The sequence below is a fragment of the Nonomuraea sp. B19D2 genome (genome assembly GCF_040137845.1).
In the GTDB taxonomy this organism is placed as follows: domain Bacteria; phylum Actinomycetota; class Actinomycetes; order Streptosporangiales; family Streptosporangiaceae; genus Nonomuraea.
Window position 1 is genome coordinate 1 of record NZ_JBEFAK010000018.1, and the last position, 24,141, is coordinate 24,141.

The 24,141-nt window shown below is 72.1% G+C and carries 21 protein-coding genes; 10 read left to right on the top strand and 11 right to left on the bottom strand.

Annotated features, from left to right (window positions below):
• Window positions 1-934 (top strand): acyltransferase family protein (locus tag ABN273_RS29805; RefSeq protein ID WP_349452367.1); only part of this gene is annotated, 934 nt, incomplete at its 5' end.
• An 80-nt stretch (window positions 935-1,014) separates the two neighbouring features.
• Window positions 1,015-2,163, top strand: coding sequence for a YbfB/YjiJ family MFS transporter (locus tag ABN273_RS29810; protein WP_349452368.1), 1,149 nt, complete (start codon window positions 1,015-1,017; stop codon window positions 2,161-2,163).
• Between the two features lie 183 nt (window positions 2,164-2,346).
• On the opposite strand, the gene ABN273_RS29815 is transcribed toward ABN273_RS29810, so the two are convergent.
• Window positions 2,347-4,491 (bottom strand): BTAD domain-containing putative transcriptional regulator, encoded by a 2,145-nt coding sequence (locus ABN273_RS29815; protein WP_349452369.1) that lies wholly within the window; start codon window positions 4,489-4,491, stop codon window positions 2,347-2,349.
• Window positions 4,492-4,560: 69 nt separating this feature from the next.
• On the opposite strand from ABN273_RS29815, the gene ABN273_RS29820 reads away from it, so the two are divergent.
• From ABN273_RS29820 to ABN273_RS29830, 3 genes are all read left to right on the top strand, one after another.
• A complete protein-coding gene (locus tag ABN273_RS29820; protein ID WP_349452370.1) occupies window positions 4,561-5,433 on the top strand; it encodes an alpha/beta fold hydrolase in 873 nt (290 codons plus the stop codon).
• 70 nt (window positions 5,434-5,503) lie between these two features.
• Window positions 5,504-6,364, top strand: a complete 861-nt coding sequence (locus ABN273_RS29825) for an SDR family NAD(P)-dependent oxidoreductase (RefSeq protein WP_349452371.1) — start codon at window positions 5,504-5,506, stop codon at window positions 6,362-6,364.
• A 10-nt stretch (window positions 6,365-6,374) separates the two neighbouring features.
• Window positions 6,375-6,917, top strand: a complete 543-nt coding sequence (locus tag ABN273_RS29830; RefSeq protein WP_349452372.1) for a MerR family transcriptional regulator — start codon at window positions 6,375-6,377, stop codon at window positions 6,915-6,917.
• A gap of 211 nt (window positions 6,918-7,128) precedes the next feature.
• Here the strand turns inward: ABN273_RS29830 and ABN273_RS29835 are convergent, their stop codons facing one another.
• The 7 genes from ABN273_RS29835 to ltnD are packed head-to-tail and all read right to left on the bottom strand — an operon-like array spanning window position 7,129 to window position 13,868.
• Entirely contained in the window at window positions 7,129-7,866 is a 738-nt protein-coding gene (locus ABN273_RS29835; RefSeq protein ID WP_349452373.1) for a FadR/GntR family transcriptional regulator, read from the bottom strand.
• A 22-nt stretch (window positions 7,867-7,888) separates the two neighbouring features.
• Window positions 7,889-8,905, bottom strand: coding sequence for a D-erythronate dehydrogenase (gene denD, locus ABN273_RS29840; protein WP_349452374.1), 1,017 nt, complete (start codon window positions 8,903-8,905; stop codon window positions 7,889-7,891).
• On the bottom strand, window positions 8,902-9,693 hold the full coding sequence (otnI, locus tag ABN273_RS29845) for a 2-oxo-tetronate isomerase (RefSeq protein WP_349452375.1): 792 nt from the start codon (window positions 9,691-9,693) through the stop codon (window positions 8,902-8,904). Before otnI ends, denD begins: the two co-directional genes overlap by 4 nt.
• A gap of 13 nt (window positions 9,694-9,706) precedes the next feature.
• Window positions 9,707-11,005 (bottom strand): MFS transporter, encoded by a 1,299-nt coding sequence (locus ABN273_RS29850; protein WP_349452376.1) that lies wholly within the window; start codon window positions 11,003-11,005, stop codon window positions 9,707-9,709.
• Between the two features lie 34 nt (window positions 11,006-11,039).
• Window positions 11,040-11,684 carry a class II aldolase/adducin family protein gene (locus ABN273_RS29855; protein ID WP_349452377.1) on the bottom strand — a complete coding sequence of 215 codons (645 nt, stop codon included), beginning with the start codon at window positions 11,682-11,684 and terminating at the stop codon, window positions 11,040-11,042.
• Window positions 11,681-12,949 (bottom strand): 3-oxo-tetronate kinase, encoded by a 1,269-nt coding sequence (gene otnK, locus ABN273_RS29860; RefSeq protein ID WP_349452378.1) that lies wholly within the window; start codon window positions 12,947-12,949, stop codon window positions 11,681-11,683. Before otnK ends, ABN273_RS29855 begins: the two co-directional genes overlap by 4 nt.
• Window position 12,950: 1 nt before the next feature.
• Window positions 12,951-13,868: an L-threonate dehydrogenase gene (ltnD, locus tag ABN273_RS29865; RefSeq protein ID WP_349452379.1), complete on the bottom strand. Its 918-nt coding sequence runs from the start codon at window positions 13,866-13,868 to the stop codon at window positions 12,951-12,953.
• Between the two features lie 598 nt (window positions 13,869-14,466).
• Between ltnD and kstD the strand changes: the two genes are divergently transcribed.
• From kstD to ABN273_RS29880, 3 genes are all read left to right on the top strand, one after another.
• Window positions 14,467-16,239, top strand: a complete 1,773-nt coding sequence (gene kstD, locus ABN273_RS29870; RefSeq protein WP_349452380.1) for a 3-oxosteroid 1-dehydrogenase — start codon at window positions 14,467-14,469, stop codon at window positions 16,237-16,239.
• Window positions 16,240-16,280: 41 nt separating this feature from the next.
• A complete protein-coding gene (locus ABN273_RS29875) occupies window positions 16,281-17,138 on the top strand; it encodes an LLM class flavin-dependent oxidoreductase (RefSeq protein WP_349452381.1) in 858 nt (285 codons plus the stop codon).
• Between the two features lie 65 nt (window positions 17,139-17,203).
• Window positions 17,204-17,365 (top strand): hypothetical protein, encoded by a 162-nt coding sequence (locus ABN273_RS29880; protein WP_349452382.1) that lies wholly within the window; start codon window positions 17,204-17,206, stop codon window positions 17,363-17,365.
• Window positions 17,366-17,371: 6 nt separating this feature from the next.
• Here ABN273_RS29880 and ABN273_RS29885 read toward each other — a convergent pair whose 3' ends face one another.
• Window positions 17,372-18,259, bottom strand: a complete 888-nt coding sequence (locus tag ABN273_RS29885; protein WP_349452383.1) for a hypothetical protein — start codon at window positions 18,257-18,259, stop codon at window positions 17,372-17,374.
• Window positions 18,256-19,017 carry a hypothetical protein gene (locus ABN273_RS29890; RefSeq protein ID WP_349452384.1) on the bottom strand — a complete coding sequence of 254 codons (762 nt, stop codon included), beginning with the start codon at window positions 19,015-19,017 and terminating at the stop codon, window positions 18,256-18,258. Before ABN273_RS29890 ends, ABN273_RS29885 begins: the two co-directional genes overlap by 4 nt.
• 254 nt (window positions 19,018-19,271) lie before the next feature.
• Here ABN273_RS29890 and ABN273_RS29895 point away from each other — a divergent pair, with 254 nt between their 5' ends.
• On the top strand, window positions 19,272-19,676 hold the full coding sequence (locus ABN273_RS29895) for a hypothetical protein (RefSeq protein ID WP_349452385.1): 405 nt from the start codon (window positions 19,272-19,274) through the stop codon (window positions 19,674-19,676).
• Between the two features lie 3 nt (window positions 19,677-19,679).
• Window positions 19,680-20,615 carry a hypothetical protein gene (locus ABN273_RS29900; RefSeq protein ID WP_349452386.1) on the top strand — a complete coding sequence of 312 codons (936 nt, stop codon included), beginning with the start codon at window positions 19,680-19,682 and terminating at the stop codon, window positions 20,613-20,615.
• A gap of 51 nt (window positions 20,616-20,666) precedes the next feature.
• On the opposite strand, the gene ABN273_RS29905 is transcribed toward ABN273_RS29900, so the two are convergent.
• A complete protein-coding gene (locus tag ABN273_RS29905) occupies window positions 20,667-24,128 on the bottom strand; it encodes a CHAT domain-containing protein (RefSeq protein ID WP_349452387.1) in 3,462 nt (1,153 codons plus the stop codon).
• Window positions 24,129-24,141 lie beyond the last annotated feature (13 nt).

The following is a 24,141-nucleotide window of genomic DNA, read 5'->3' on the forward strand; positions in this document are numbered from 1 at the left end:
CGACCTCGCCCCCGCCTCGTGGATCGTCCAGACCATGGCCGTCTTCGTCCTCGTGGGCGGGCAGATGGCCGCCACAAGCCACACCCGTGCCCACGCCCGCGGGCTCACCTACGTGCAATGGCTCGGCGCCCGCATGTCCCGCCTGTTCCGGCCGGCCGCCGCCGTGCTGGCGGTGTGGGCCGTGGCGGCGAGCGCGATGCTGGCCCTCGGGGCCGACCCGCAGACGGTGAACGCGCTGGCCAAGCTGGTGTGGTCGCCGCTGTGGTTCCTGCTGATCTTCTCGGCGCTGACGGCGGCGACCCCGCTGGTCGCCAGCCTCCACCCGGTGTGGCCGCTCGCCACGGTCGCCGTCATCGACCTCGTCAGGTTCGGGATGGGCGGGCCCGGCTGGGCCGGCTGGGTCAACCTCGCCGCCGGCTGGCTGGTGCCGTACTGCCTGGGCACGGCCTGGGGCCGTGGCCGCCTGCGCAGCCGGGTGACCGGGTGGACGCTGCTGATCGGCGGCGCCGCGGCCGCCGCCGCCCTCGTCCTGTGGGCCGGCTACCCGGCGTCCATGGTGGGCGTGCCCGGCGCCCGCATCTCCAACCAGTCGCCGCCCACCCTCGCGGCCGTCGCCTTCGGCCTCGCCCAGTGCGGGGCGGCGCTGCTGCTGCTCGGGCCGCTGCGCCGGGCGCTTGCCCGCCCCGCCGCCTGGGCGGCCGTGGCCGTGGCCAACCCGTCCGCCATGACGATCTACCTCTGGCATCAGACCGCCATGATCGCGGTCACCGCGCTCGGCCTGCTCGCCGACCGGCCGCTGCCCGGCCTGCACACCGTCCCCGACACCCCGGCCTGGGTCCTCGCCCGGCTGGCCTGGCTGCCGGCGTTCGCGCTGGCCCTGCTGGCCTGTTGCGCCGCCTTCCGCGCCCACGAACGGCGACAGCCCATGTCCTGATCAGGAGATGGTACCGGCCGGTTCGATGAGGTGTTAGCCTATGGCGGATCGTACCGAGCGGTTCTATCTTGGGAGGCGGCATGGCGCAGGACGGCGCGTGGCAGGCGGCGCGGCTGGCGCTCGGCACCGCCTCGGCGCTCGGGCTGGCGCGGTTCGCGTACGGGCTGCTGCTGCCCGCCATGCGCGACGACCTGCACTGGACGCTGGCACAGGCCGGGGCGATGAGCGCCGCCAACGGGCTCGGCTACCTCCTCGGCGCCCTGTTGAGCGCGCCCGCCGCCCGCCGCTGGGGGACCGCGGCCGCCTTCCGCTGGGGGATGGTCCTGACCGCCGTGTCGCTGGGTGCCACCGCCGTGGGGGAGGCGTACGCGGCGTTGCTGCTGGCGCGGTTCGCGGCCGGGGTGGCGGGGGCGGTGGTGTTCATCACCGGCGGGGTGATCGCCTCGCGCGTGGCCGCCCGCACCGGCTCCGGCCTGCCCATCACCGTGTTCTTCGCGGGGACCGGGCTGGGCATCGTGCTCAGCGGCGTGTCGGTCCCGGCGGCGGGCGATCACTGGCGGCCGGCCTGGGTCGGGCTCAGCCTCGCGGCGGGGCTGGCGACGCTGGCCGGCTGGGGCGCCGCGCGAGTGGACGAGCCGGCGCGGGCGGCCGCCGTCGGGCGGGCGCGGGTGGGGCCGCTGTGGGGGGTCGCGCTCGCGTACCTGCTGTTCGCCGCCGGGTACATCACCTACATCACGTTCCTGTCGGCGTACCTGGACGAGCAGAACGCCCCCGCCTGGCAGGTGGCGCTCACCTGGGCGGCGCTGGGCGCGGCGGTCGTGGTGGCGCCCGCGCTGTGGAGCCGGCCCATCGGCCGCTGGCCCGGCACGCGGGCGCTGGCCGTGCTGCTCGGCGTGCTGGCGGGCGGGGCGGGCCTGGCGCTGGTGGCCCCCGCTCCGCCGCTGATCGTCGCCTCGGCGATCGTGTACGGCGCCACGTTCATGAGCGTTCCCGCGGCCGTCACCGCCCTGATCAAGGCCGGCACGCCGCCCGCCGACTGGACGGCCACGCTGGCGGCCTTCACCACGGTGTTCGCCGTCGGCCAGACCGCCGGCCCCTGGCTCGCCGGCCTGGTCGCCGATCGCACCTCGACCGACGCCGTCCTGGCCTGGACCGCGATCCTGTGCGCCGCGGCGGCCCTGATCGCCGCCATCACAGGACGTTCCGGCCGCGTCCCCGTGCCCCGCTGACGATCACCAGGCGCCGGGGAACGCCGCCTGGCCACCGGCCCAGGGCGCCTTGGGCGGTGGCGAGGTCGTGTCTCGGTGCTGCGTCGGGCGGTGGCGAGGGCGCGTCTCGGCGGTGCGTCGGGCGGCAGCGGATGCGCGCTTGCCCTCACCCCCGGCGACGTGGATCAACCGACGGGCCGGATATCAGCGCCGCAGGGCGGCGGCGAGGTCGTCGAGGTAGCGGGCGACCGGTCCCAGGGTGAGCAGGCCGCTGCCCGCCCCGGCCAGCTCCGCCGCCGCGGGCACGAGCGCGGCATGGGCCCGCTCCATCGCCGCCCGGTCGCCGACCGCGACGGCGGCCCGCGCGACCAGGCACCACATGGCCTCCAGCAGCAGGTCACGAGGCGGGTCGGGGATGTGGCGCAGCTTAGCTACGGCCTCATCGCGGCGGCCCTGGGCGAGCAGCACCACGGGACGTGCCCACAACTCGCAGGGTCCGAAGTCGGCGTCCTCGAAAGCCGATCCGGCTTCAGGAGGCGGAGCGGGTCGGGTGTGCAGGCGCAGACACAGCAGCGCGAGGGGCAACAGCCCGTGCTCCAGCCCCGGCATGCCGGCACCGTCGAGCCGCGCGGCGGCGGCCCGATAAGCCGACTCGACCTCCTCCACCGGGGCCCGCCCGGTCGCGTCGAGCCGCAGCGCTCGGTACCACTCGGTGAAGACGCCCACCAACGGCAGCTCGTGCCGCTCGGCCAGGCGGTCGGCGGCGCAGGCGTGGGCGTCGGCTCCGGAGAAGTCCGCAAGTGCGCAGCGGGCTTGCAGGCGGATGAGATGCCCGAGGACCTCGTAGGTGGCCAAGCCGTGCCGCGCCGACAGGGCGACCAGCTCGGCGCCGATCGCATCCCGCCGCGAGGCCAGCCCCGCCCGGTGGAACGTCTGCATGAACACGGCGTTGAGCGCGAACGCCAGCAGCCTCGGATCGTCCAGGCGGCGCGCCAGCCGTTCCGCCTCCCGGGCGGCCTGCGGGCCGCGCGGCGAGCGGGTGCCCCGGGACTCCAGGCCGATTGTGGCCAGCAGCCGAGCCCGCGCCGCATCATGCGCCCCCGATGGGAGGGCGGCGGCGGTGCTGTGCACGCCCGGTACGAGTGCGGCGGCGGTACTGTGCACGCCCGGTAGGAGTGCGGTCAGGGCGCGCTCGGCTGCCGCGATCACGTGCGCCGCCTGGTCCGGGTCGTCGAGGCGGGTCCAGATCGCCGGAACGTCGTAGGCGCCGATGACGCGGGCCGTCAGCTCCGCGTCGCCCAGTTCCTCCGCCGCCGCGATGGCCGCCACCCGGTGCTCGCGAGCCGCCTGAAGGCCGCCGCCCCCGGTCACCGCCAGCCCGCGCATCAGTGCCACCGTCGACTCCAGCCGGGCCCGCGCGCCCGGCGGCGCACTGCGATCGTAGGCGGCGGCCGCCCGCGCCCACACAGTCTCCGCCGCACCCGTCCCGGTCGCACCCGATCCGGCCGCACTTGTCTCAGTCCCACCCGGTCCGGTCGGAGCCGTCCCGGTCGCGGCCTGGGTGAGGTGGTCGGCGTGATGGAGGATGTCGCTCTCCAGGCGGCGCAGCGCCGGTCCCGGGTCCACGCCCAGGTGCTCGGCCAGCAGCGTACGTGCCCGGCGCAGCACGGCGAGCGCGTCGCCCTGGCGGCCGGTACGGTACAGCGCCAGGGCCAGCAGCCGCCAGCCCTCCTCCCGCCACGGATGATCGGCCACGTGCGCGTCCAGATCCGGCACCGCCGCCGCGGCGAGGCCCAGGGCCAGCCGGGCCTCGGCCTGGCGTTCGAGGGCGTGCAGCCGCAGCTCCGTCAGCCGGGAGCGCTCCACACGGGCCCAGGGTTCGTCGGCGAAGTCGGCGTAGGCGGGCCCCCGCCACCACCCCAGCGCCTCCGTCAATCGCTCGAGATCCCCCTCGGGCGGTCCCGCGGCGGCCACCGCCTGTTCGAAGCGCCAGGCGTCCACCGCCTGAGTCTCGGCGCGCAACGCGTACCCCGGCCCCTCGGTGACCAGCAGCCGGGACGGGACGCGCGGCGGGCGCTCCGGCTCCAGCGCCCGGCGCAGCGCCGCCACGAACGTGCGCACCGAGCCGACCGCGCCGGCAGGGGGATCCTCCTCCCACAGGTCCGCCACCAGGAGGGCGACCGGGACCATCCGCCGCCGGGCGACGACCAGCCGGGCCAGCACCGCACGATGCCGCGGCCCCTTCAAGCCGATCGAACGCCCGGCGCCGTCCCAGGCCGCCACCGGCCCCAGCACCCCGAACCCCACCCGCACGTCTCGGTCACCCCCAGGCCACGGTAGCGCGCTCATCGGATGCTCATTCGCGCCCGGCACGCTGGACGCCGACCCCCAACGGACCCCAACGGAAAGAGCGCCATCATGGTCATCGAGGGCTTCACCTACCATCGCGTCCCCGTCGGCGACGGCGTGTCGCTCAGCGCGGCCGTCGCGGGCGAGGGCAGCCCGATCGTGCTGCTGCACGGCTTCCCGCAGACCCACCTCATGTGGCGGCACGTCGCCTCCGAGCTGGCGGCGGACCACACCGTCATCTGCCCCGACCTACGCGGGTACGGCGCCAGCGACAAACCGGCCGAGACCGGTCCCGGCACCTACGCCAAGCGCACCATGGCCGCCGACATCCTCGCCCTGGCCCACGCGCTGGGCCACGAGCGCTTCGCCCTGGCCGGGCACGACCGCGGCGCCCTGGTCGCCTTCCGCGCCGCGCTCGACCATCCCGCGGCGGTCACCCACCTGGCCTGCCTGGACGTGCTGCCCACCCTGGACATGTGGGGGGCGATGCACGGCGCCGCCGCGGCCGTCGGATTCCACCTCTACCTCATGGCCCAGCCGCCCGGCCTGCCCGAGCGGCTGATCGGGGCGGACCCGGACGCCTTCTTCGGCCACTTCCTCGACGCCTGGACCGGCGATCCGCAGGCGATCCCCGCCGGCGTCCGCGCCGCGTACCTGCAGGCCTGCCGCCACGCGATCCCCTCGATCGTCGCCGACTACCGCGCCTCGGCCGGCATCGACATCGAGCACGATCAGGCAGACCGGGACGCCGCGAATCGCCTGCGGATGCCGGTGACGGTGCTCCAGCAGGACTGGGGCGCCGCCCTCGGTTTCGACGCGGCGGCGCTGTGGCGGGACTGGGCCCCCGACCTCCGGCATGTCACCGTCGGCTTCGGCCACTTCATGGCTGAGGAAGCCCCGGCCGACATCGCCAAGGCCCTACGGGAGCTGCTCGAGCGCTGAAAGTGATCTTCCGTGTTCGTGGTTGCGCGGGTTTGCGTTCGAGCGCGCTCGAAGCCATAGCGTCTCCGCCATGACGACACAGACCTGGATCATCACCGGCGCGTCCCGCGGCTTCGGGCGCGCACTGGCGGAGTCGGCGCTCGCGGCAGGCGACAACGTGGTGGCGGCGGTGCGCCGGCCCGAGAGCCTGGCCGACCTGGCGGCCGAGTACCCGGACAACTGCCTGATCGCGAAGTTCGACGCCCGGGACATCGCCGCGGCCGCGGACCTCGTACGGGACACGCTCGACCGCTTCGGTCAGCTCGACGTGCTCGTCAACAACGCGGGCCGGGCCGTGGTCGGAGCGGTCGAGGAGGTCGGTGACGCCCAGTTGCGTGAGCTGATGGATCTGCACCTGTTCGGCCCGGCCGCGCTCGTGCGCGCGGCGCTGCCCGCGATGCGCGCGCGGGGCACCGGGACGATCGTGCAGATGAGCAGCCAGGGCGGGCGGATGTCGTTCCCCGGCGTGTCGACGTACTCCGCGTCGAAGTTCGCCCTCGAAGGCTGGTCCGAGGCCCTGGCCGGGGAGGTCGCGCCGTTCGGGATCCGCGTGATGATCGTCGAGCCCAGCCGGTTCAGGACCGACTTCAACGCGGCCGACGTGCTCGAGTTCGCCGCGGCGTCCGAGACCTACCGCGACCTGCTCGCCCGCGTCCGCGCGGACATGGCCGGAGCCGACGGCCGCCAGGAAGGCGACCCGGTGCGGGCGGCCGAGATCATCGTGTCCCTCGCGCACGGTGACGAGGTGCCGCTGCGGCTGCCGCTCGGGCGCGAGGCGGTCGAGCGTATCTCGGGTGCGTACCGGCGGGGCCTGGACGAGGTCGAGCGGTGGGCCGAGACCGCCCGCAGCGCCGACTTCGAGGGCGTCCCGGCGTCGGTCCGGCCGATCTAAGCTGGCTGTCATGGCCACCGACGATCTGATGACCAGGGCGCTCGAAACGCTCGGGGACGACGGTCCGCTGTCGGTTGAGGCGATCCACCGCCTCACCGACCTGGCCGACGTGCCCGAGTCGATGATGATCAATGAGGTCGCCGACCTCCTCGACATCTCGCCCCACACGCTGCGCTACTACGAGCGGGCCGGGCTGGTCGAGGTGGCCCGCGACAGCAACGGTCATCGCGTCTACGACGCCGAAGCGGTGCGGCGCCTGGTGTTCCTCACCCGGATGCGGCTGTCCGGGATGCCGATGCGCGACCTGCAGCACTACATCTCGCTCGTCGACGCAGGGGAGCAGACGGTGCCCGAGCGGCTCGACATGCTGCTCGAACATCGCGACACCATCCGCCGCCGGATCCGTGAGCTGACCCTTTCCCTCGCGGCGACCGAGTACAAGATCGCCACGTACGGGGGCTCGACCGGGCCGGACGTTCAGGACCTCGACACCGCCACCGACCGCACGACGCTGCCGCACGAGCCGCTGCGACCGGCACTACGCACAAGGTGAGGGACACCGACGCTCGCCGGACCGCCATCGGTGACCCGGCCCGGCGAGCACAGGACGGAGTGCCCTTCCTCCCGTTCTCCAGCGAAAGGCGCCGAGAGCGAAGGACACTCCTCCTGCGGGGGATCTCACCGACACCGTCAGTGGGCAACGACATCCCAGAAGTGATCAACTCTCCCGGCCGACCGGCGAGGAGCGCTGTAGCCAACACTGATCAGGTATCGCTCAGGTCCACGTCGAGATCCTCTGTCTCGGTCCAGAACTCCTTGCCCGCGTCGTGGAGCCGGACTGCGGCATGCGTCATGTGGAGGTGTGCGGCGGCGCGCGCCGCGTCGGCATCGCGGGCCTCGATGGCGGCCAGGATGGCATGGTGCTCCTGCCGCACTGCCTCGGCGAAGTCCCGTCGTCGCGCCTCGTTCGCGCGCGTGACGCGGATGCCGCCGCGTAGCACCTCGCCGAGGTAGCGCACCGTCGCAGCCATCACGGGGTTCCCGGTCGATTCGGCGATCGATCGGTGGAAGGCGAGATCCTCTGTCACTCCGTCGCCGCCGGCCGCGACCGCCGCGTCGATCGCGGCCAGGGCCTGACGGATCCGGGCCAGGTCTGCGGGCGTGGCGCGGATGGCCGCGCGATAGGCCGCCTCGCCCTCTATGGCGCTGCGGACCTCCACGATCTGCAGCACCTTGGACATGGTGTCGCCGACCTCGGCCTCGAGGTCGAGCGGGCGTGTGCGTCGCGGCATGACGAACACGCCGCGGCCTTGACGTGGCTCGACCAGGCCCGCGCTGCGCAGCCTCGACACGGCCTCGCGCACCACCGTGCGGCTGACGCCCAGCTGCTTGACCAGCTCCACCTCGGTGGGCAGCTTGTCGCCCTCGGCCAGCCGCCCGGACTCGATCTCTTCCGAGAGCATCGCGGCGACCTGATCCGCGAGCCGAACGGGACTGTTCACCCTGGGAAACATGGCCTCCAGCCTATCGGTGTGGGTCCGGGGGCACGCCTGCGTAGTTGTCCGCGTACTCCCGCACCACCGATTCGAAGTTCGGATCGGGCTCCAGCCCGAGCGCGGCGGCGCGCGCGTTGTCGAAGACGGCGGGCCATGAGCCCACGATGGCCTCGACGTCATGATCGGGCGCGATCGTCACGAGGTCGGCGACGGCGTCGCCGGCCACCCGCCGCAGGGTGGCCAGCATCGTGGCGACCGAGACCGTGAGTGCAGGAAGATTGACCGGCAACGCGCCGTCGAGCCGGCCGGGTCCGGCGCCGCGTTCTGCCTCCGCGACGCGGAGGATTCCCTCGACCGTGCGCCGCGGCGAGGCCAGGGCCACGCGCAGGTCGGGACGGACGGGGCAGGTCGCAGGGAGTCCGGCGAGCGGCTCGCGGATGATGCCGGACAGGAAGCCGGAGGCCGCCGCGTTCGGCTTGCCCGGCCGCACCGACACGGTCATCAGCCGGGCGACGCGTCCGTCGATGAAGCCTCGGCGGGTGTAGTCGGCGATCATCTGCTCGCAGACCAGCTTCTGTGTCCCGTAGCTCGACCGCGGTGTCGGCAGGGTCGATTCGCTGACCGCCGGCGGCAGCGGCAGTGCCGGGTCGGAACCGTAGACCGCGACGCTGCTGGAGAACGCCATCCGCGGCGTCGGCCCGCCGGCAGCCGACTGTGCCCGGGCAGCTTCGAGCAGCGCGCGGGTGGTGTCGACGTTGGCTCTCATGCCGAGATCGAAGTCGGACTCGCACTCGGCCGAGACTGCGGAGGCGAGGTGGATCAGCGTGTCCACCGATTCGGCGAACACCTCGTCGAGGCGGTCGATCAGGTCGCCCTCCACGATGCTCACAAGTGGGTCGGCGGCCACCGGAGACTCAGGCCGCACGACCCGGTCGGCAAGCACCAATCGGCTGATCGGAGCACCGCGGAAAGTCCGCGTCTCGAGCAGTGCGCGGGCAACCTGCTGCCCGAGAAATCCGAAGCCACCCGTGATGACGATTCTCATGCGCTGTGTCCTCGCAAGTCGTTCAGCCAGCCCAGACCCTCGCTCGTGCCGGAGAGGGGGCGGTACTCGCAGCCGATCCACCCCTCGAAGCCCAACTCGTCGATGATGTCGAACAGGTAGCGGGCGTTGAGCTCGCCCAGATCGGGCTCGTGCCGATCTGGCACGCCCGCGACCTGCAGATGACCGACCCGGCCGGTGGGTATGTCGCGGCGCAGGGTCGCGGTGAGGTCGCCCTCGACGATCTGGCAGTGGTAGAGGTCGAGTTGCACCTTGAGATTGGCAGCTCCCACCTCCTGCACCACGGCGTGGCCATCAGCCTGACGTGTCAGGAAATATCCGGGCATGTCGCGGCTGTTGATCGGCTCGATCATGATCTCGACACCCATTGTGGCGGCCCGTTCGGCGGCCCAGGCGAGGTTGGCCAGGTAGGTGCCGCGACACCTGGCCTGCTCCGTCTGTGGCACCAGTCCGGCCATCACGTGCACTCGCGGGCAACCCAGCGCCGCGGCGTACTCCAGAGCCTGGTCGATCCCGGAACGCGCCTCTTGCTCGCGTCCGGGCAGCGCCGCGAGCCCTCGCTCTCCGGACTCCCACGTCCCTGCAGGCGCGTTGAACAGCACCTGCCGGAGACCGTGGTCGTCGAGCAGGCCACGCAGTACGGCGGCGCTGTACTCATAGGGAAAGAGGTACTCCACGGCCTCGAAGCCGTCGGCTGACGCCGCTGCGAAGCGGTCGAGGAAGTCGTGTTCCGTGTACATCATGGTCAGGTTCGCGGCGAACCTCGGCATGCTGACTCCTGTGTCAGTGGTTGACGACCTGTTTCTTGGTGGTGAGCACCGCTGCGGCGCCGACGATGAGGCAGAGCGCCAGGACGTACATCGGGATGGACGTCGAACCGGTGGCGTCCTTGATCGCTCCGATCATGTAGGGACTGGCGAAGCCGGCGAGATTGCCCACCGAGTTGATCACGGCGAGACCGGCCGCGGCGGCGGTGCCGCTGAGAAACGCGGTGGGGAGCGACCAGAACAGCGGCGCGCAGGTCAGCACCCCGGCCGCGGCGATGGACAGCGCGGCGAGAGACAGCGCTGTTGACCCGGTCCAGCTGGCGGCCAGCGTGAACCCGACGGTGCCCATGAGGGCTGGGACGACCAGGTGCCAGCGGCGCTCGCGGCGCTTGTCCGCCGAACGGCCGAACAGGTTCATCGCGACGAGTGCGGCAACGAACGGCACGGCGCTGAGCACTCCGATCGTGAGGTTGCCCTCGATGCCGGTGGACTTGATGAACGTGGGCATCCAGAAGGTCAGCGCGTACTGGCCCATCACGAAGCAGAAGTAAATGCCGCACATCAGCCATACCTTGGGCTCGCGGAAACCGTCCCAGGCCCGGCCGTGGACCTCCTGGTGTGCGGTGTCCGCAGCGACCGCCCGCTCGACGACCGTCTTCTCCTCCTCGGTGAGCCATTTCGCGCTGCGCACACTGTTGTCGAGGTAGAACAGCGTGATCACGCCGATGAGCAGCGCGGGGATCGCCTCGAGCAGGAACATCCACTGCCAGCCCTGCCAGCCGTTGACGCCCTGGAACGTGTCCATGATCCAGCCGGAGAGCGGGTTGCCGAAGATGCCGGCCACCGGGATCGCCGACATGAACATCGCGATCACCCTGGCGCGACGGTGCGCAGGGAACCAGTAGGTGCAGTAGAGGATCACACCTGGATAGAACCCCGCCTCCGCGGCGCCGAGGAGGAACCTCAGCACGTAGAAGATCGTCTCGTTGGTGACGAACATGAATGACGCTGAGACCAGTCCCCAGCTGATCATGATCCGGGCGATCCAGGTGCGGGCGCCGATGCGTTGCAGCATCAGGTTGGAGGGGACCTCGAAGAAGAAGTAGCCGACGAAGAACAGGCCGGCGCCGAGGCCATACACCCCCTCGCTGAACCCGAGGTCGTCGGACATCTGCAGCTTCGCGAAGCCGACGTTGACCCGATCCAGATAGGAGACGATGTAGCAGAGGACGAGGAAGGGGATGATGCGCCGTACGACCTTGCGGAAGACGGTGTTCTCACGGGCGACGTCTGTCGCCGTGCTGGAAACGGACATGGCAAATACCTTCTTGCGACTCAGGGGGGTTGGGTCACCACGCGGCGCCGAATGTGGACGTCAGTTCGCCCAGGGCGTGCGCGGGGAGTGGCTCGGGTCGACGATCGGTCAGGAGCCAGAGGCGTGCCGTCTCCTCGAGTTCTTCGAGTACGGCGAGTGCGGTGGCCGCGTCCGGACCCCAGACGACAGGGCCGAGCCGATCGAGCAGGACAGCCCTGATCGGCGTGCGGCTCTCGGCGATCCGGGCGGTCACCAGGTCGGCCACGCGGGGGTCACCCGGCCGGTGGTAGGGGATGAGCGGGACGTGCCCGACCTTCATCACGTAGTAGGGGGTGATCGGCGGGAGCACGTCGTCCTGGCTCCACACGCCGGCCAGGGTGAGCGCGACCAGGTGCGTGGAGTGCGTGTGGATGATGAACCGGGCCGTGGGATCAGCGGCATAGATACGGCGATGCAGCGTCAGTGTCTTGCTGGCGCGGTCGCCCGCGATCTGCGCGCCACCGGCGTCGACCAGCGCGAGGCGGTGGGGTTCCAGGAAGCCCAGGGCGGCGTCCGTGGGAGTGATCAGATAGCTGTCGCCGACCTTGCTGCTGATGTTGCCGGCGCTGGCATGGACATAGCCTCGGGCGAACAGGCTCGTCCCCACCCGGACGGTCTCGTCGCGCGCCTCGTCGATCATGAGGCCTCCTCGAATGCGGCGGTGAAGAAGTCAGGGCTGCCGAAGTTGCCGGACTTGAGGGTGATGTGGAGCGTGTCCCCGTCAGGAAGGGCAGCCGCGCACCACGGCACGCCGGTTTCGATCTGCGGTCCGATCCGGAGCTCGGTAATGCCGAGCGCCTGAACGACGGCTCCCGAAGTCTCCCCGCCTGCGACGATGAGCCGGCGGACACCGTGGTCCACGAGCCCTCGTGCGACACGGGCCAGTGTCCGCTCCACGAGCTCACCGGCCTCCGCGGCGCCGAGCCGCCCCTGGACCGCCCGGACCGTGTCGGGCGCCTCGGTGGAATAGACCAGGACCGGCCCTTCCACCAGGTGCGACTCGGCGAAGGTCAGTGCCTGGGCAGCAACGTCCTCGCCGGCCGCGATGCGTACCGGGTCCACGTTGAACGCCGGCCGGCCGCTGCGCAGGAACTCCTGGACCTGGTGGTTCGTGGCGTCCGAGACCGATCCGGATACGATGGCCCGGTAGCCGCCGGTCGGTGGCAACTGCTCGGCGGCCCGGGACGGCGTGAGCCCCCAGTTCGCGGGCAGGCCGATCGCCAGGCCCGAGCCGGCGGTCACCAGGGGCAGCCCCTTGACCGCCGCGCCCAGGGTCAGCAGGTCGTCGTTGGAGACGGCGTCGACGATGGCGATTCCGGAACCCTCCTCGCGTAGCTCGTGAATGCGGGCCCGGATCGCCTCGACGCCGCCGGCGACGACCACGTGGTCGATCAGGCCGACCGGTCGCCTGGTCTGCGCGCCGAGGACGGAGACCAGATTGGGGTCGGTCATCGGCGTGAGCGGGTGGTGACGCATGCCGCTCTCGCTGAGCAGCACGTCGCCGACGAAGAGATGTCCCTTGAAGACCGTGCGTCCGTTGTCAGGGAACGCCGGGGTCGCGATCGTGAAGTCGGCGCCCACCGCCTCCATCAGAGCCTCGGTGACCGGCCCGATGTTGCCGGCGGGCGTCGAGTCGAAGGTGGAGCAGTACTTGAAGTAGATCTGCTCGGCGCCCGCGGACCGCAACCAGGCCAGCGCCCGGAGCGAAGCCTCAACAGCGTCGGCGGCCGGGACGGTCCGCGATTTGAGAGCGATGACCACGGCGTCGGCGTCCACCTGTCCGGCGGCGCCAAGCGGTGGAACGTCGATCAGCTGGACCACGCGCATGCCCGCACGCACCAGGTTGTTTCCCAGGTCTGTTGCACCTGTGGAGTCGTCGGCGATGCACCCGAGCCGGATTCCCACGTCAGATCCCCGCCGCCGTGGGGAGGTCGATTCCCGGGAAGATCTTGATGACCGCGCTGTCGTCCTCGGTGCCCAGCCCGGACGCCGATGCCTGGAGGAACATCTGGTGAGCGGTGGCGGCAAGGGGCAGCGGGAACCTCTCCAGCCGGCCGAAGTCGAGGACGAGCCCCAGGTCCTTGACGAAGATGTCGACCGCGGACAGGGGCGTGTAGTCACCGGCGAGCACGTGCGCCATCCGGTTTTCGAACATCCACGAGTTGCCGGCGCTGTGGGTGATGACGTCATAGAGCGCCTCAGCCGGAACCCCGGCCTTGATGCCCACTGCCATCGCCTCGGCTGCCGCGGCGATGTGCACGCCGGCGAGCAGTTGGTTCACCATCTTCACCGTTGAGCCGAGTCCGGCGCGGTCTCCCAGCCGGTAGACCGTGCTGCTCATCGCCTCGAGCACTGGATCGGCGACCGAGTACGCCGCGGCGGAGCCCGATGTCATCATGGTGAGCTCGCCGGCCGCCGCACGCGCGGCGCCGCCGGAGATGGGGGCGTCCAGGTAGAGCACACCCCTCTCTGCCAGGCGCCCCTCGATCTCGGCGGACCAGCCAGGGTCGACTGTGGAGCACATCACGAACACACCGCCTGGGCCGAGATGGTCGGCCGCCCCGTCCGCGCCGAACAGCACCGACTCGACCTGCGCCGCGTTGACCACCACACTGACCAGGACGTCCACCCTGGCCGCCAGGTCGCGGGCGCGGGCGAATGCCGTCCCGCCGTCGTGGGCGAAGGCCTCGGCCACCTCGGGCCGCAGGTCGTGGACCCCCACGTCGAAACCCGCGTTCCGCAGGCTGCCGGCCATGCCGAGACCCATGGCCCCGAGTCCCACCACGCCCACGCGCCGCCCGACTGAACTGTCCTGATCCTTCATACCCGTCCTTTTCTTCCGGGTCGCCTTGTCGTCGTGTCATATGATGACCTGAGAATGTGATCCAACACACTGTGATGTCCATCACAGTGTGCTTGAACTGGTGGACGCATGGATGAGCGAGCTGATCATCCAGGGTGGCCGTGCGGGCGACCACACCGAGCGGCCGGCGGAGGCGCATGCCGGCCAGGGGCGACCCCCTGGCCGGCACGCGCGCTGCTCAGAACCCGCTGCCCTGGATGCCGGCCGACGCGGCGGTCGCCACCGCCACCACCGTGAACAACGCGACGGTCAGCGCCAGAACGAATCGACGCCAAAGTGTCATGACACGCCTCCTTCCGTGTCGATGGATTGATCCACCTCGTATTCGCCGCACCGGCCCCGGCGGATCATCCCTCAGCGTGGCCGGACGCGGCTGAGCCATCAGTGGCCTCAGGCGTTGGCCCCCAGGCCGGTCAGGGTCTGGTCGAAGACGCATGGCAGCTCCTCCGGGCAAATGCTTGCTTGGTGCGGGCCGTACCGGTCATGGCGCCAGGCATCGGCGGTCGCGTCAATACTCCACGCATTGACAGGCAAAACAACCAAGCGCATGCTTGGCGGCATGGTCGAGTCGAGTAGATCCGCCGCCACGCTGACTCCCGCGGGTCAGAGCCGCCGTACCCTGCTCAAAGGGGCCGCCGTCGCTGGTGGCGCGCTGGTGGCGGGCGCGGCGCTGGGCAGCGCGCCCGCCCGCGCCGACGCCGAGTACGACGTCGTGGTCGTGGGCGCCGGGGCCGCCGGGATGACCGCGGCGCTGACGGCCGCCAAGCGCGGGCTGCGTACGGTCGTGCTCGAGAAGGCCCCGACGTTCGGCGGCTCGGCCGCCCGGTCGGGCGCGGGCATCTGGATCCCGTGCAACGAGGTCGTCCTCGCCGCCGGGGTGCCGGACACCCCGGCCAAGGCCGCCGCCTACCTCGCCCGCGTCGTCGGCGACACGGTGCCCGTCGAGCGGCAGCGGGCGTTCCTGGCCGCGGGACCGGCGATGATCTCGTTCGTGATGCGCAACAGCCCGCTGCGCTTCCGCTTCATGGAGGGCTACTCCGACTACTATCCGGAGTTCCCCGGCGGGATGCCGAACGGGCGCTCCATCGAGCCCGCCCAGCTCGACGGCAACCTCCTCGGCGCCGAACTGGCCCACCTCAACGGCTCCTACATGCCCACCCCGGCCGGCCTGGTGGTCTACAGCGCCGACTACAAGTGGTTGACGCTCGCCGCCGTCAACCCCAAGGGCCTCGCGGTGAGCGCCGCGTGCCTGGCGCGGGGCACCGAGGCCGCGCTGCGCGGCGAGCAGCCGCTCACCATGGGACAGGCCCTGGCCGGCGGCCTGCGCGCCGGGCTGCTCGCGGCCGGCGTCCCGGTGCTGCTGAACACCCCGCTCCTTGACCTGATCATCGAGTCCGGCCGGGTCACGGGCGTCCGCACGCCCGGCGGCGCGGTCAGGGCCCGGCGCGGGGTGATCGTCGGCTCCGGCGGGTTCGAGCACAGCGCGGCCATGCGCGCGGAGTTTCAGCGCCAGCCCATCGGCACGAGCTGGACCATCGGCGCCAAGGAGAACACGGGTGACGGCATCGAGGCCGGCGAGCGCGCCGGGGCCGCGCTCGACCTGATGGACGACGCCTGGTGGGGGCCGGTGATCCCGCTGCCCGACCAGCCGTACTTCTGCCTGGCCGAACGCACCCTGCCCGGCTGCGTCCTGGTCAACGGCAACGGCGTGCGCTTCGTCAACGAGGCCGCGCCCTACAGCGACGTCGTCCACGTCATGTACGACCGCAACACCCCGGCTGCGCCGCACATCCCCGCCTGGCTGATCGTCGACCAGAACTACCGCGACAAGTACCTGTTCCGGGACGTCGCGCCGCTGCTGCCGCTGCCGGACGCCTGGTTCGGCAGCGGCGCCGCGTACCAGGCGTGGACGATCGAGCAGCTGGCCCAGAAGATCGGCGTCCCGCAGGCCGCGCTGCGCGGCACGATCAACCGGTTCAACGGGTTCGCGGCGACCGGCAAGGACCTCGACTTCCACCGCGGCGACAGCGCCTACGACCGCTACTACGCCGACCCGCTGGTCAAGCCGAACCCGTGCCTGGCGCCGCTGTGGTTGCCGCCGTTCTACGCGTTCAAGATCGTCCCTGGGGACCTCGGCACCAAGGGCGGGATGCGCACGGACGCCCGCGCGCGGGTGCTGCGGGCGGACGGCTCGGTCATCCCCGGCCTGTACGCCGCCGGCAACGCCAGCGGAGCCGTCATGGGCCACAGCTACGCCGGCTCCGGCTCCACTCTCGGGCCCGCCATGACCTTCGGCTACGTCGCCGCCAACGATATCGCCGACACCCTCTAAAGCGATTGCCGTGGCTGGCCGCGGCCGAGCACCATGGCGGGATGCGCTTCTCGATCAACATCCCGAACTTCGGGGACTTCGCCGACCCCAGGACCGTCGCCTCGCTGGCCGTGGCGGCGGAGCAGGCGGGCTGGGACGCCCTGTTCGTCTGGGATCACGTCGTCCACGTCAAGAGCCGGCGGCGCGCGTTCGGCGACCCCTGGATGCTGCTCACGGCGGCGGCCATGGCGACCACCCGGATCAAGCTCGGCACCCTGGTCACCCCGGTCGCCCGGCGGCGGCCACAGCAGCTCGCCCGCCAGGTCGCCACGCTCGACGTGCTCAGCGGCGGGCGGGTGATCTTCGGTGCGGGGCTGGGCGGGCCGATCGAGGACGAGTACGGCAGCTTCGGCGAGCCCACCGACCCGGTGGAGCTCTCGGAGCGCCTCGACGAGGGGCTGGACCTGCTGGCCCGCTACTGGACCGGCGAGCCGGTCACCCACCACGGACGGCACTACCGGGCCGAGGACGTCGCCCTGCTGCCCCCGACCGTGCAGCGCCCCCGCCCGCCGGTCTGGATCGCCGGGTTCTGGCCGAACCGCAAGCCGATGCGCCGGGCCGCCCGCTGGGACGGCGCCGTCCCGCTGTTCGGCCCGGGCTCGCACGGCTACGGCCCGCCCGCCGACCAGGTCCGCGAGCTGGTGTCGTACGTCCGTGAGCATCGCCAGGACGACAGCCCCTTCGAGATCGTCGTCGGCGGCGCCAGCCCCGCCGGCGGCGCCAAGGCCCGCGACCTGCTCGGGCCGCTGCAGGAGGCCGGGGCCACCTGGTGGGACGAGCGGCAGCCCATCGACAGCCCCGACAACGAACGGCTCACACCCGTGCTGCGCCGCGTCGAGCAGGGCCCGCCGGCGGTCTAGGAAGTCTCAGCGGTCTGCCATGATTCAAGCGCAGTTAGTGATCACCGCTTGAAGGAGCTCCCCCCTTGGACCGCAGGCGCTTCCGCGGCGAGCTGCCGCCGCAGGCCTGCCCGGTGGCGGCCGCGCCTGACGAGGTGGCCGAGCTGGCCTGGCTCACCCTCGAGGAGGCCGAAGCGCACCCCGTCTGCCCGCCGTGGGTGCTGCGGAGCCTGCGACGCATGGCTTGACGCCCTCTACGGGCAGTCCGGCTCTGGATGGACGATGGCGAACTCGAGCCTGAGCGAATCGTCGGCGGGGAGGGCGATCGCCCGGGCCTCCGGGTTCGTCGCCCAGCAGTCGGGCAGCAGGAAGTAGCGCCGGTTCGAATGAAGCAGCAGGCGCAGGCCGAAGTACCGGTAACGGAACGTCGCGTTCGGGTCCGGCAGGGTGGTCTCGGTGATCCCCGGGCCCTCCAGGTAAAGACGCCGCGGCGCATAGACCACCGTGCTCGGCAGCATCCCCGGGTCCGCCCTGTACTGGTCGGCCACCTCTTGTCCCCGGCGCTGCGCGAAGTCGGCGACCGCCCACAACAGCAGGACCAGGAGAAGTGTCACGCAGACCGTGCGCTGGAGGATCTGGCCCGCGGGGGAGATGGTTTGCCGCGGGTTGAACCTGACGTACAGAGAGAAGGCGTACACCAGCACGAAGACGCCGAGTCCCAGGCAGATGGGCATGAAGATGGGCGGCAGTTCCCTCCAGCCGGCGATCCACATGATGCCTGCCCCGGCACAGGCGGCTCCGAGCACGGCCATCACCACAAGCGTCCGGGTCGTGGCGGTGCGATGACCGGCGAAGAAGCGGACCAGCCCCGCGTGCACCCAGGGCGCGACCAGGACCGCAAGCAGGACCCACACCAGCGGTTCGATGGCCAAGGAGGGGCTGCTCTGCACGTAGTCCTGGACGGACAGGCCCAGCATGCTCTGGTGCACGCCGAGGCGCCCGTACAGGGTGTTCCGGTACACCGCGCCGAAATACATCATGATCGCCGCGACGAGCGTGGTCGGCGCCACGATCTGGGCGAGGATGCCCCACACGCGAGCGAGGTCCTGACCGGCCTCGCCACCGTCGCCCGCGGATCTCACGACTCTCTCGAGGTGGGACCGCCGTTTTCCGGGTCCGGCGGCTCGGAGGTCCCTTCGTCAGGTGACCCGGTGGAGGTGCTGTCCTCCGTCGGCTTGGTGCCGGACTCCTCGGGCTGAGGCGTGGGTGTCTCCTGCTCGCCCGGCGGGGACCCGGTCGTGGTGGCCGTCGCGCACTCCGGGAGAGCACCGGGGTCGGGCGCCACCGCGCACGCGTCCCTGATGTAGTCGCTCGGAACGTGCCCGAGCTCCGTGAGGTGGTCAAGGGCCTCTCGCGCCCTGCTGGTGTCGCCTACGGCCATGGCGCTGACGAACTCCGTGTGGTACAGGAGATCCAGTGTTGGCGCGCGCAGCTCGGGGGGAAGAGCGTCGATCTCGCCCTTCGCCTCGTCCGTGAGACCGAGCGCCTTGCGGTGCCTTCCCAAGTTCGCGGTGGCCGCCGCCTCGCAGACCCGCGCGATGGCTCTTTCGCCGTCCGTGCTGCCGCGGTCGGACGCCACTTTCCCCATCTTGCCGGCTGCGGACTCGAATTGGCGGTTTCTGAGCATCGTCTGGCAGTCCACGCCCACCCGAGCCTCAGCCTTGGGGAAGTCCCCGCTGCCCTCGGTCTTGAGTGGCTGCATCGTGATGTCCGGGTTCGCCGGCGAGGCCGTCCTCGGGCCCGGCCCGACCTGGCCGGAGCCGGACCCGCCGGGTCCGCCGCTGCAACCGCCCGCCAGCGCCGCGGCGGCCGTGAGCACCGCCACCAAGGCCCTCGCCACCGGCTCCCCCCGATCCCTCGCTGGGGTCGTCATACCGCGCCGGGGCCCGCCCCACTCCGGGGCAACCTACGGATCACCGTGACCTGGCGAATTCTTGCCCGGGACGCGCCAGGGTGCTGACGCCGCACCGTGCCGAACTGCTCCAGCCGGTCGGCAAGCGACACCACCACACCGCCCTCGACGCACTCTCGCTAGACTCTCCTTCTCTTCGGAGCCAGGCAGCTGGAATCTCAGACGGCATGGGAGGGCAGAGCATGGCCGTGGCACCGGACGACGCCGCAGAGCGCGCCGCCGAAGGGCTGGCCATCGTGTGCGCGCACGTGGAGGAGATCCGCGCCGACCTCCGGAGCGGTTCACGCGGGGACGACGCCCCGCTGGAGCGCGTGCTGGCCACCGCACGGGCCGGCGAGGACATCGCCGGTCCACTCGACGCCCTGCACCTCGCCCTCCGAGCCGACGGAGACGCACTCGGCCTCAACGGGTACGACGAGGGCGGGACGCGCGCCATCCAGGCGGCCGGCATCACCGTCACCGACCCGGGCGAGGTGGTGTACCTGTGCCCGGACGGGCGGTGCGTCCGATACTGGTGGCCGGCGGGCGGCACGCCCGTTCCCCGGTGCACGATCAGTGGCGACGCCCTGCGCCGGGATCGGCTGTAGCAGGTGGTCGCCGACTTCCTGTCCGAGTTCGGCAAGAAGCTGGCCGAGCGGTGGTTCTCCCTGCTCGTGCTGCCCGGCGCGCTGTTCCTGGCCGTCGCCGTCGCGGCCCGCACCCTCGGCCACGCCCACGCCACCGACCTGCCCCGCTTGGCCGGCCAGGTCACCGCCTGGGCCGCCGGCCCGGCCGCCGGCGGCTGGCGCCAGGTCGTGCTGCTGGCCGCCATCCTGGCGGCCGCCGCGATGGCCGGGCTCGCCGCGCAGGGGCTGGGCGCCCTGGTCGAGCGGCTCACCTTGGCGGCCGGATGGCACAACTGGCCGGCTCCCTTACGGCTTTGCGCCGCCCGCCTCGTCGCCCGGCGCCTGCGCCGTTGGAACGCCGCCGCCACGCGGTGGCACCGCCTGCGGGAGGAGGCCGCCCGAGCGCGGGCACGAGGCCGGCGCGCCGACCCGGCCGCGCGCCGCGCCGCTCGCCGGGCCATGACGCGGGTCGCGCTCGAGCCGCCCGACCGGCCCACCTGGTGCGGCGACCGGCTCAACGCCGTGGCCGTCCGCCTGGAACGGGATCTGCACGTCGATGCGTCCGTCTGCTGGCCCCACCTGTGGCTGATCCTGCCGGACGCCACCCGCGCGGAGATCACCACCGCCCGCCAGGCACTCACCCGCGCCACCACGCTCACGGCCTGGGCCGCGCTGTACCTGACGCTGACCTGGTGGTGGTGGCCGGCCGCGGCGATCGGCGGCGTCCTCGCTCTCGCCGGCTGGCGCCGCGCCCGCGCCGCGGCCGACGCCTACGCCGTGCTGCTGGAGGCCGCCGCCCGTCTCCACATCCGCGACCTCGCCAACCAGCTCGGCCTGGACGCCGCCGCCTCGCCCGCGGACGCCGGCGAGGCACTCACCCGCTTCCTGGAGTCACCGCCACCCGCCGCCGGGAAGCCGTGAGGGACCGGCGCCCAGGCACGTGACGGGACAGGCCCCCGAGGACGACGCCGCTCATGGACCGGTGTGTACGAAGGGCGCCCACAGGCTGGGCCGGGCGCGATCCCTGTCCCGCAGTGCGCGTACGGCGTGGTGCAGTGCCAGCGCGGCCGTGTCAGGGCTGAAGGCGCCGTCGGTGAGCTGGTGCTGGCGGCTGTAGAAGTTCCTGGTGATGTCCGCCGCCGCGGCGTCCCACACCGCCCACAGCGTGCCGATGACGTGCCGCCAGCCGGCGTGGTGCAGCGCGGCGACCGTGGATATCGCTTCGTCGACGAGCGCGACGCCGCCCACGGCCGTCCAGCAGGCGGACACGAAGGCGAACTCGCCGTGGCCGGTGTGCTCCTGACCCAGCTCCGCGATCGTGAGAAACCCGTCCGCCAGGAGGAGCCCGCCCCGGAAGGGGTCCGTCAGATCCTGGGTGCCATGGCAGGCGACGTGCGCCCATCGGCAGGAGCCGAGCGCGTCGCGCACCGCCCGGCGCGACGCCTCCCTGCTCTGCAGGACGGTGAGCGCCTCCGCGCCGAACAGCCGCGCCAGCAGGTCGCGCTCCCGCAGGACGTGCGGCAGCGGCGCCTGGCCCGGCGTCGTGGGCATGGCCACCATCAGCAGGCCGTCGACCGCCGGTCGCGCCTGGGACGGGCGGGCGGCGCGGGCCCGCGTGAGCGCCCGGAGGGTCGGGGCGTACGACGAGACGACCCGGTCCATCACGCTGCAGACCGCGCCCGCATCGCCGCGATCGTGGTAGCCGGCCGCGTGCAGCGGCAGGAACGCCAGCGGGCCGGTCGGGCTCCACCACACCCGCGGCCAGTCTTCTCCTTCGGCCGGCGCGTGGGTGTGCCCCAGCGCGGTGAGGACCGGTTCGGCGACGGCGTCCCACAGCCACTCCAACGTGGCGGTGATGGTCCGCTCGAACTCCGCCCGCGCGGCCCGGTCCTGGTGCGCCTGCTCATGGCGCCGCAACGCCGTCAAGTAGCCGTTGGCTCGTTCGACCGTGTCCTCGGCGGTGAGCGAGGGCAGCGGAACGACACGAACGCCCTCGGCGGTGACGGCCAGCGCGTCGCAGCGCCACGGGCTCACGTTGATCACCACTACCGGCCCGTCCGACCCGGCGGCGGGGAGCCGGTCCGCGCCGCGGTGCCGGAGGAAGTCCTCGGACCCGGGCAGCGTCCGGGCCTGGGCCACCAGGTCCTCCCACTCCTGGGCCAGGGCCAGTTGCCGGTCGACCGCCCGGTCCGACCACGCCGGGGCCACGCCGGCGACGCCGGCTCCATCCCCGAACCGGTCAGCGACGCCCGCTCCGTCCCCGAACCTGCCGGCGGCGCCGGCAGGGGCGTCCAGCGCTGCTCTGACCTCTTGAAGCCGCCGGGCGAGGTCCGGAACGCTCGTGGCCAGCGCCGACAGGTCGGTGTGCGTCTGCAGCAGCTGCGACCACAGCACCCCACGGCCCTGTTCCAGCAGATCGAGGGCCTGCTGGGGCTGTCCGGCGGCGATCGCGCAGGCGGCCGCCGCGCTGCCCAGCCCGTTCCACTCGGCCAGGAAGTGCTCCCGGTCGGTGCGGCCCGCCCCGCGCCAGGCCACCAGCGGCAGCAGTTCCACGGCCGTCGAGTGGGCGGCCAGCGCCTCGGGCCAGCGTTCCAGCGAGGCCGCGAACGTGCCCCAGTTGCCGGCCGCCGCGATCCGGTCCGACAAGGGGGCCACGCCCGCGCAGGCGACCTCGCGCCACAAGCTGATCGCCGCTTCGGCGTCGGCGGGGACGTCGGTGCGCCGGAACCGGATGGCCAGCGCTTCCCCCAGGAGGCCCCGGGCCGGCGCCCAGTGCGGCGTGCCTTCCCGCGCCAGCCGCGCCGCCTCCTCGAGGATCCGGACGGCTTCGTCGCAGCGGTCCGGAGCGTCGTCGAACTGCAGCCCCCGTATCAGCGCTCCGGCGAGATTGGCCAGCATCACGACACGCTCGGCGTGGTCGGCAGGGCAGGCGGCGATCGCCTGCCGGAGAAGGTCGATGGCGCGCTCGAGATCGGCCCGGTCGCGGCGGTGGTCGAACCGCGTCAGCAGGGTGGAGGCGAGGTGCTGCTGGTAGATCATCCGCTTCGGGCGGTCGGCGATGACCCGCAACGACTCCAGCGCGGTCACCAGCGCCTCATCCAGATCCTCCGCTCGCCTGGCCAGGCGAAACCGGGCGACCAGTGCGATGGAGAGGTTGTGCAGGAAATCAACCTTGGCGGCGTTGGCGTCCGGCGTGGTGTGCACCGCCTGCCGCAGGGCGTCGATCGCCTCGTCCAGGTCGGCCGACGCGCCCGTCCTGGAGAGCCGGCCGGCGGTGTGGTCGAACCGGCTGCGCAGCGCGTTGGCCAGGTCGGACAGGTACCGGGGTTTGCCCGGATGGTCGTCCTCGATGTCGTCGAGGGCCGCGCGCAGTTCCTGGATGGCCTCGTTCAGGTCGTCCAGCTCTTCTGCCCATATGAAGCGGTGGCGCAGCGCGTTCCCCAGGTTCCGGCGCGCTTCCATGCGTGGGAATTCTTCGGAGTCGGTCGCCACGGCCGCCCGAGCGGCGGCTACGGCGTCGTTCATGTCCGCTTCGACGCCGAGCCGCTCGAACCGCCGGGTCAGCGCGTAGCTCAGGTTGTACGACAGCACGCACCGCTCGGGATGCCCGGTTGGAATGATCGCCGACGCCTCCTGGAGCAGGCCGACGGCCTGCTCGAGATCTTCCAGATCGTCGAGCCAGTCGTAGCGGCGGTTGAGGAACAAGGCGAGGTTGCTCTGCATGAAGGCCCGTTGGACGTCGTCCCTGGAGGCCCGCACCGCCTCTTCGGCGGTCCGCACGGCCAGGTGGAGGTCGTTGACGTCGCTGGAGACCTCGAAACGCACCGCCAGGTCGTTGCAGAGGCCGGCCAGGATGTCCGCGCGGTCCGGGTGTCCCTCCGGCATGGCCTGGACGACCAGTCGAAGGATCTCGATGGCCTCGCTCTGATGCGCCGTGTCGCCGGTGCGGATGCCCAGAGCGCGTAATGCGCGGCTGAGGCCGACAAGGAGTTCCGTGCGGCGCGGGTGGTCCGGCGGAAGGGCGGCCAGACCCTCGCGGCCGGCACGGACGCCCTGGTCCAGGTCGTCCAGGTCGTCGGTTCGCTCGAACCGCGTGAGCAGCGTCACATGGAGATTCAGCAGCACCCCCGGCCGGTCGGGATGGGCCGGCCGGACGGTCCGCGCCGCTTCTCCCGCCGCCCATACCGCCTGGTCCAGATCGTCGGCCTCACCGGTGTTCCCGAAACGGTGGAGCAGCAGGGTGCACAGGCCGGCCAGGATCTCGATGCGGTAGTCGTCACCGGGGGGAAGCCGGTCGACCTCGCGGCGCATCATGGTGATCACCGAGCCGAGGACCATCGGGTCCTTCAACTGCTCGGTGATGTCCGGCGGAAGCCCCGACTCTTGGACCTCCAACCGCGGGCGCTCCTTGTTCCTGGCACGTCGCCACCGCATGGGCACACCCCCG

Bases quoted from the DNA above. Each gene is read 5' to 3' on its own strand.
- ABN273_RS29850 (WP_349452376.1), bottom strand. From the start codon at position 11,005: ATGTCCGTTTCCAGCACGGCGACAGACGTCGCCCGTGAGAACACCGTC.
- ABN273_RS29855 (WP_349452377.1), bottom strand. From the start codon at position 11,684: ATGATCGACGAGGCGCGCGACGAGACCGTCCGGGTGGGGACGAGCCTG.
- ABN273_RS29905 (WP_349452387.1), bottom strand. From the start codon at position 24,128: ATGCGGTGGCGACGTGCCAGGAACAAGGAGCGCCCGCGGTTGGAGGTC.
- ABN273_RS29875 (WP_349452381.1), top strand. From the start codon at position 16,281: ATGCGCTTCTCGATCAACATCCCGAACTTCGGGGACTTCGCCGACCCC.
- otnI (WP_349452375.1), bottom strand. From the start codon at position 9,693: ATGCCGAGGTTCGCCGCGAACCTGACCATGATGTACACGGAACACGAC.
- ABN273_RS29830 (WP_349452372.1), top strand. From the start codon at position 6,375: ATGGCCACCGACGATCTGATGACCAGGGCGCTCGAAACGCTCGGGGAC.
- ABN273_RS29825 (WP_349452371.1), top strand. From the start codon at position 5,504: ATGACGACACAGACCTGGATCATCACCGGCGCGTCCCGCGGCTTCGGG.
- ABN273_RS29815 (WP_349452369.1), bottom strand. From the start codon at position 4,491: ATGAGCGCGCTACCGTGGCCTGGGGGTGACCGAGACGTGCGGGTGGGG.
- ABN273_RS29810 (WP_349452368.1), top strand. From the start codon at position 1,015: ATGGCGCAGGACGGCGCGTGGCAGGCGGCGCGGCTGGCGCTCGGCACC.
- kstD (WP_349452380.1), top strand. From the start codon at position 14,467: ATGGTCGAGTCGAGTAGATCCGCCGCCACGCTGACTCCCGCGGGTCAG.
- denD (WP_349452374.1), bottom strand. From the start codon at position 8,905: ATGAGAATCGTCATCACGGGTGGCTTCGGATTTCTCGGGCAGCAGGTT.
- ABN273_RS29820 (WP_349452370.1), top strand. From the start codon at position 4,561: ATGGTCATCGAGGGCTTCACCTACCATCGCGTCCCCGTCGGCGACGGC.
- ltnD (WP_349452379.1), bottom strand. From the start codon at position 13,868: ATGAAGGATCAGGACAGTTCAGTCGGGCGGCGCGTGGGCGTGGTGGGA.
- ABN273_RS29895 (WP_349452385.1), top strand. From the start codon at position 19,272: ATGGCCGTGGCACCGGACGACGCCGCAGAGCGCGCCGCCGAAGGGCTG.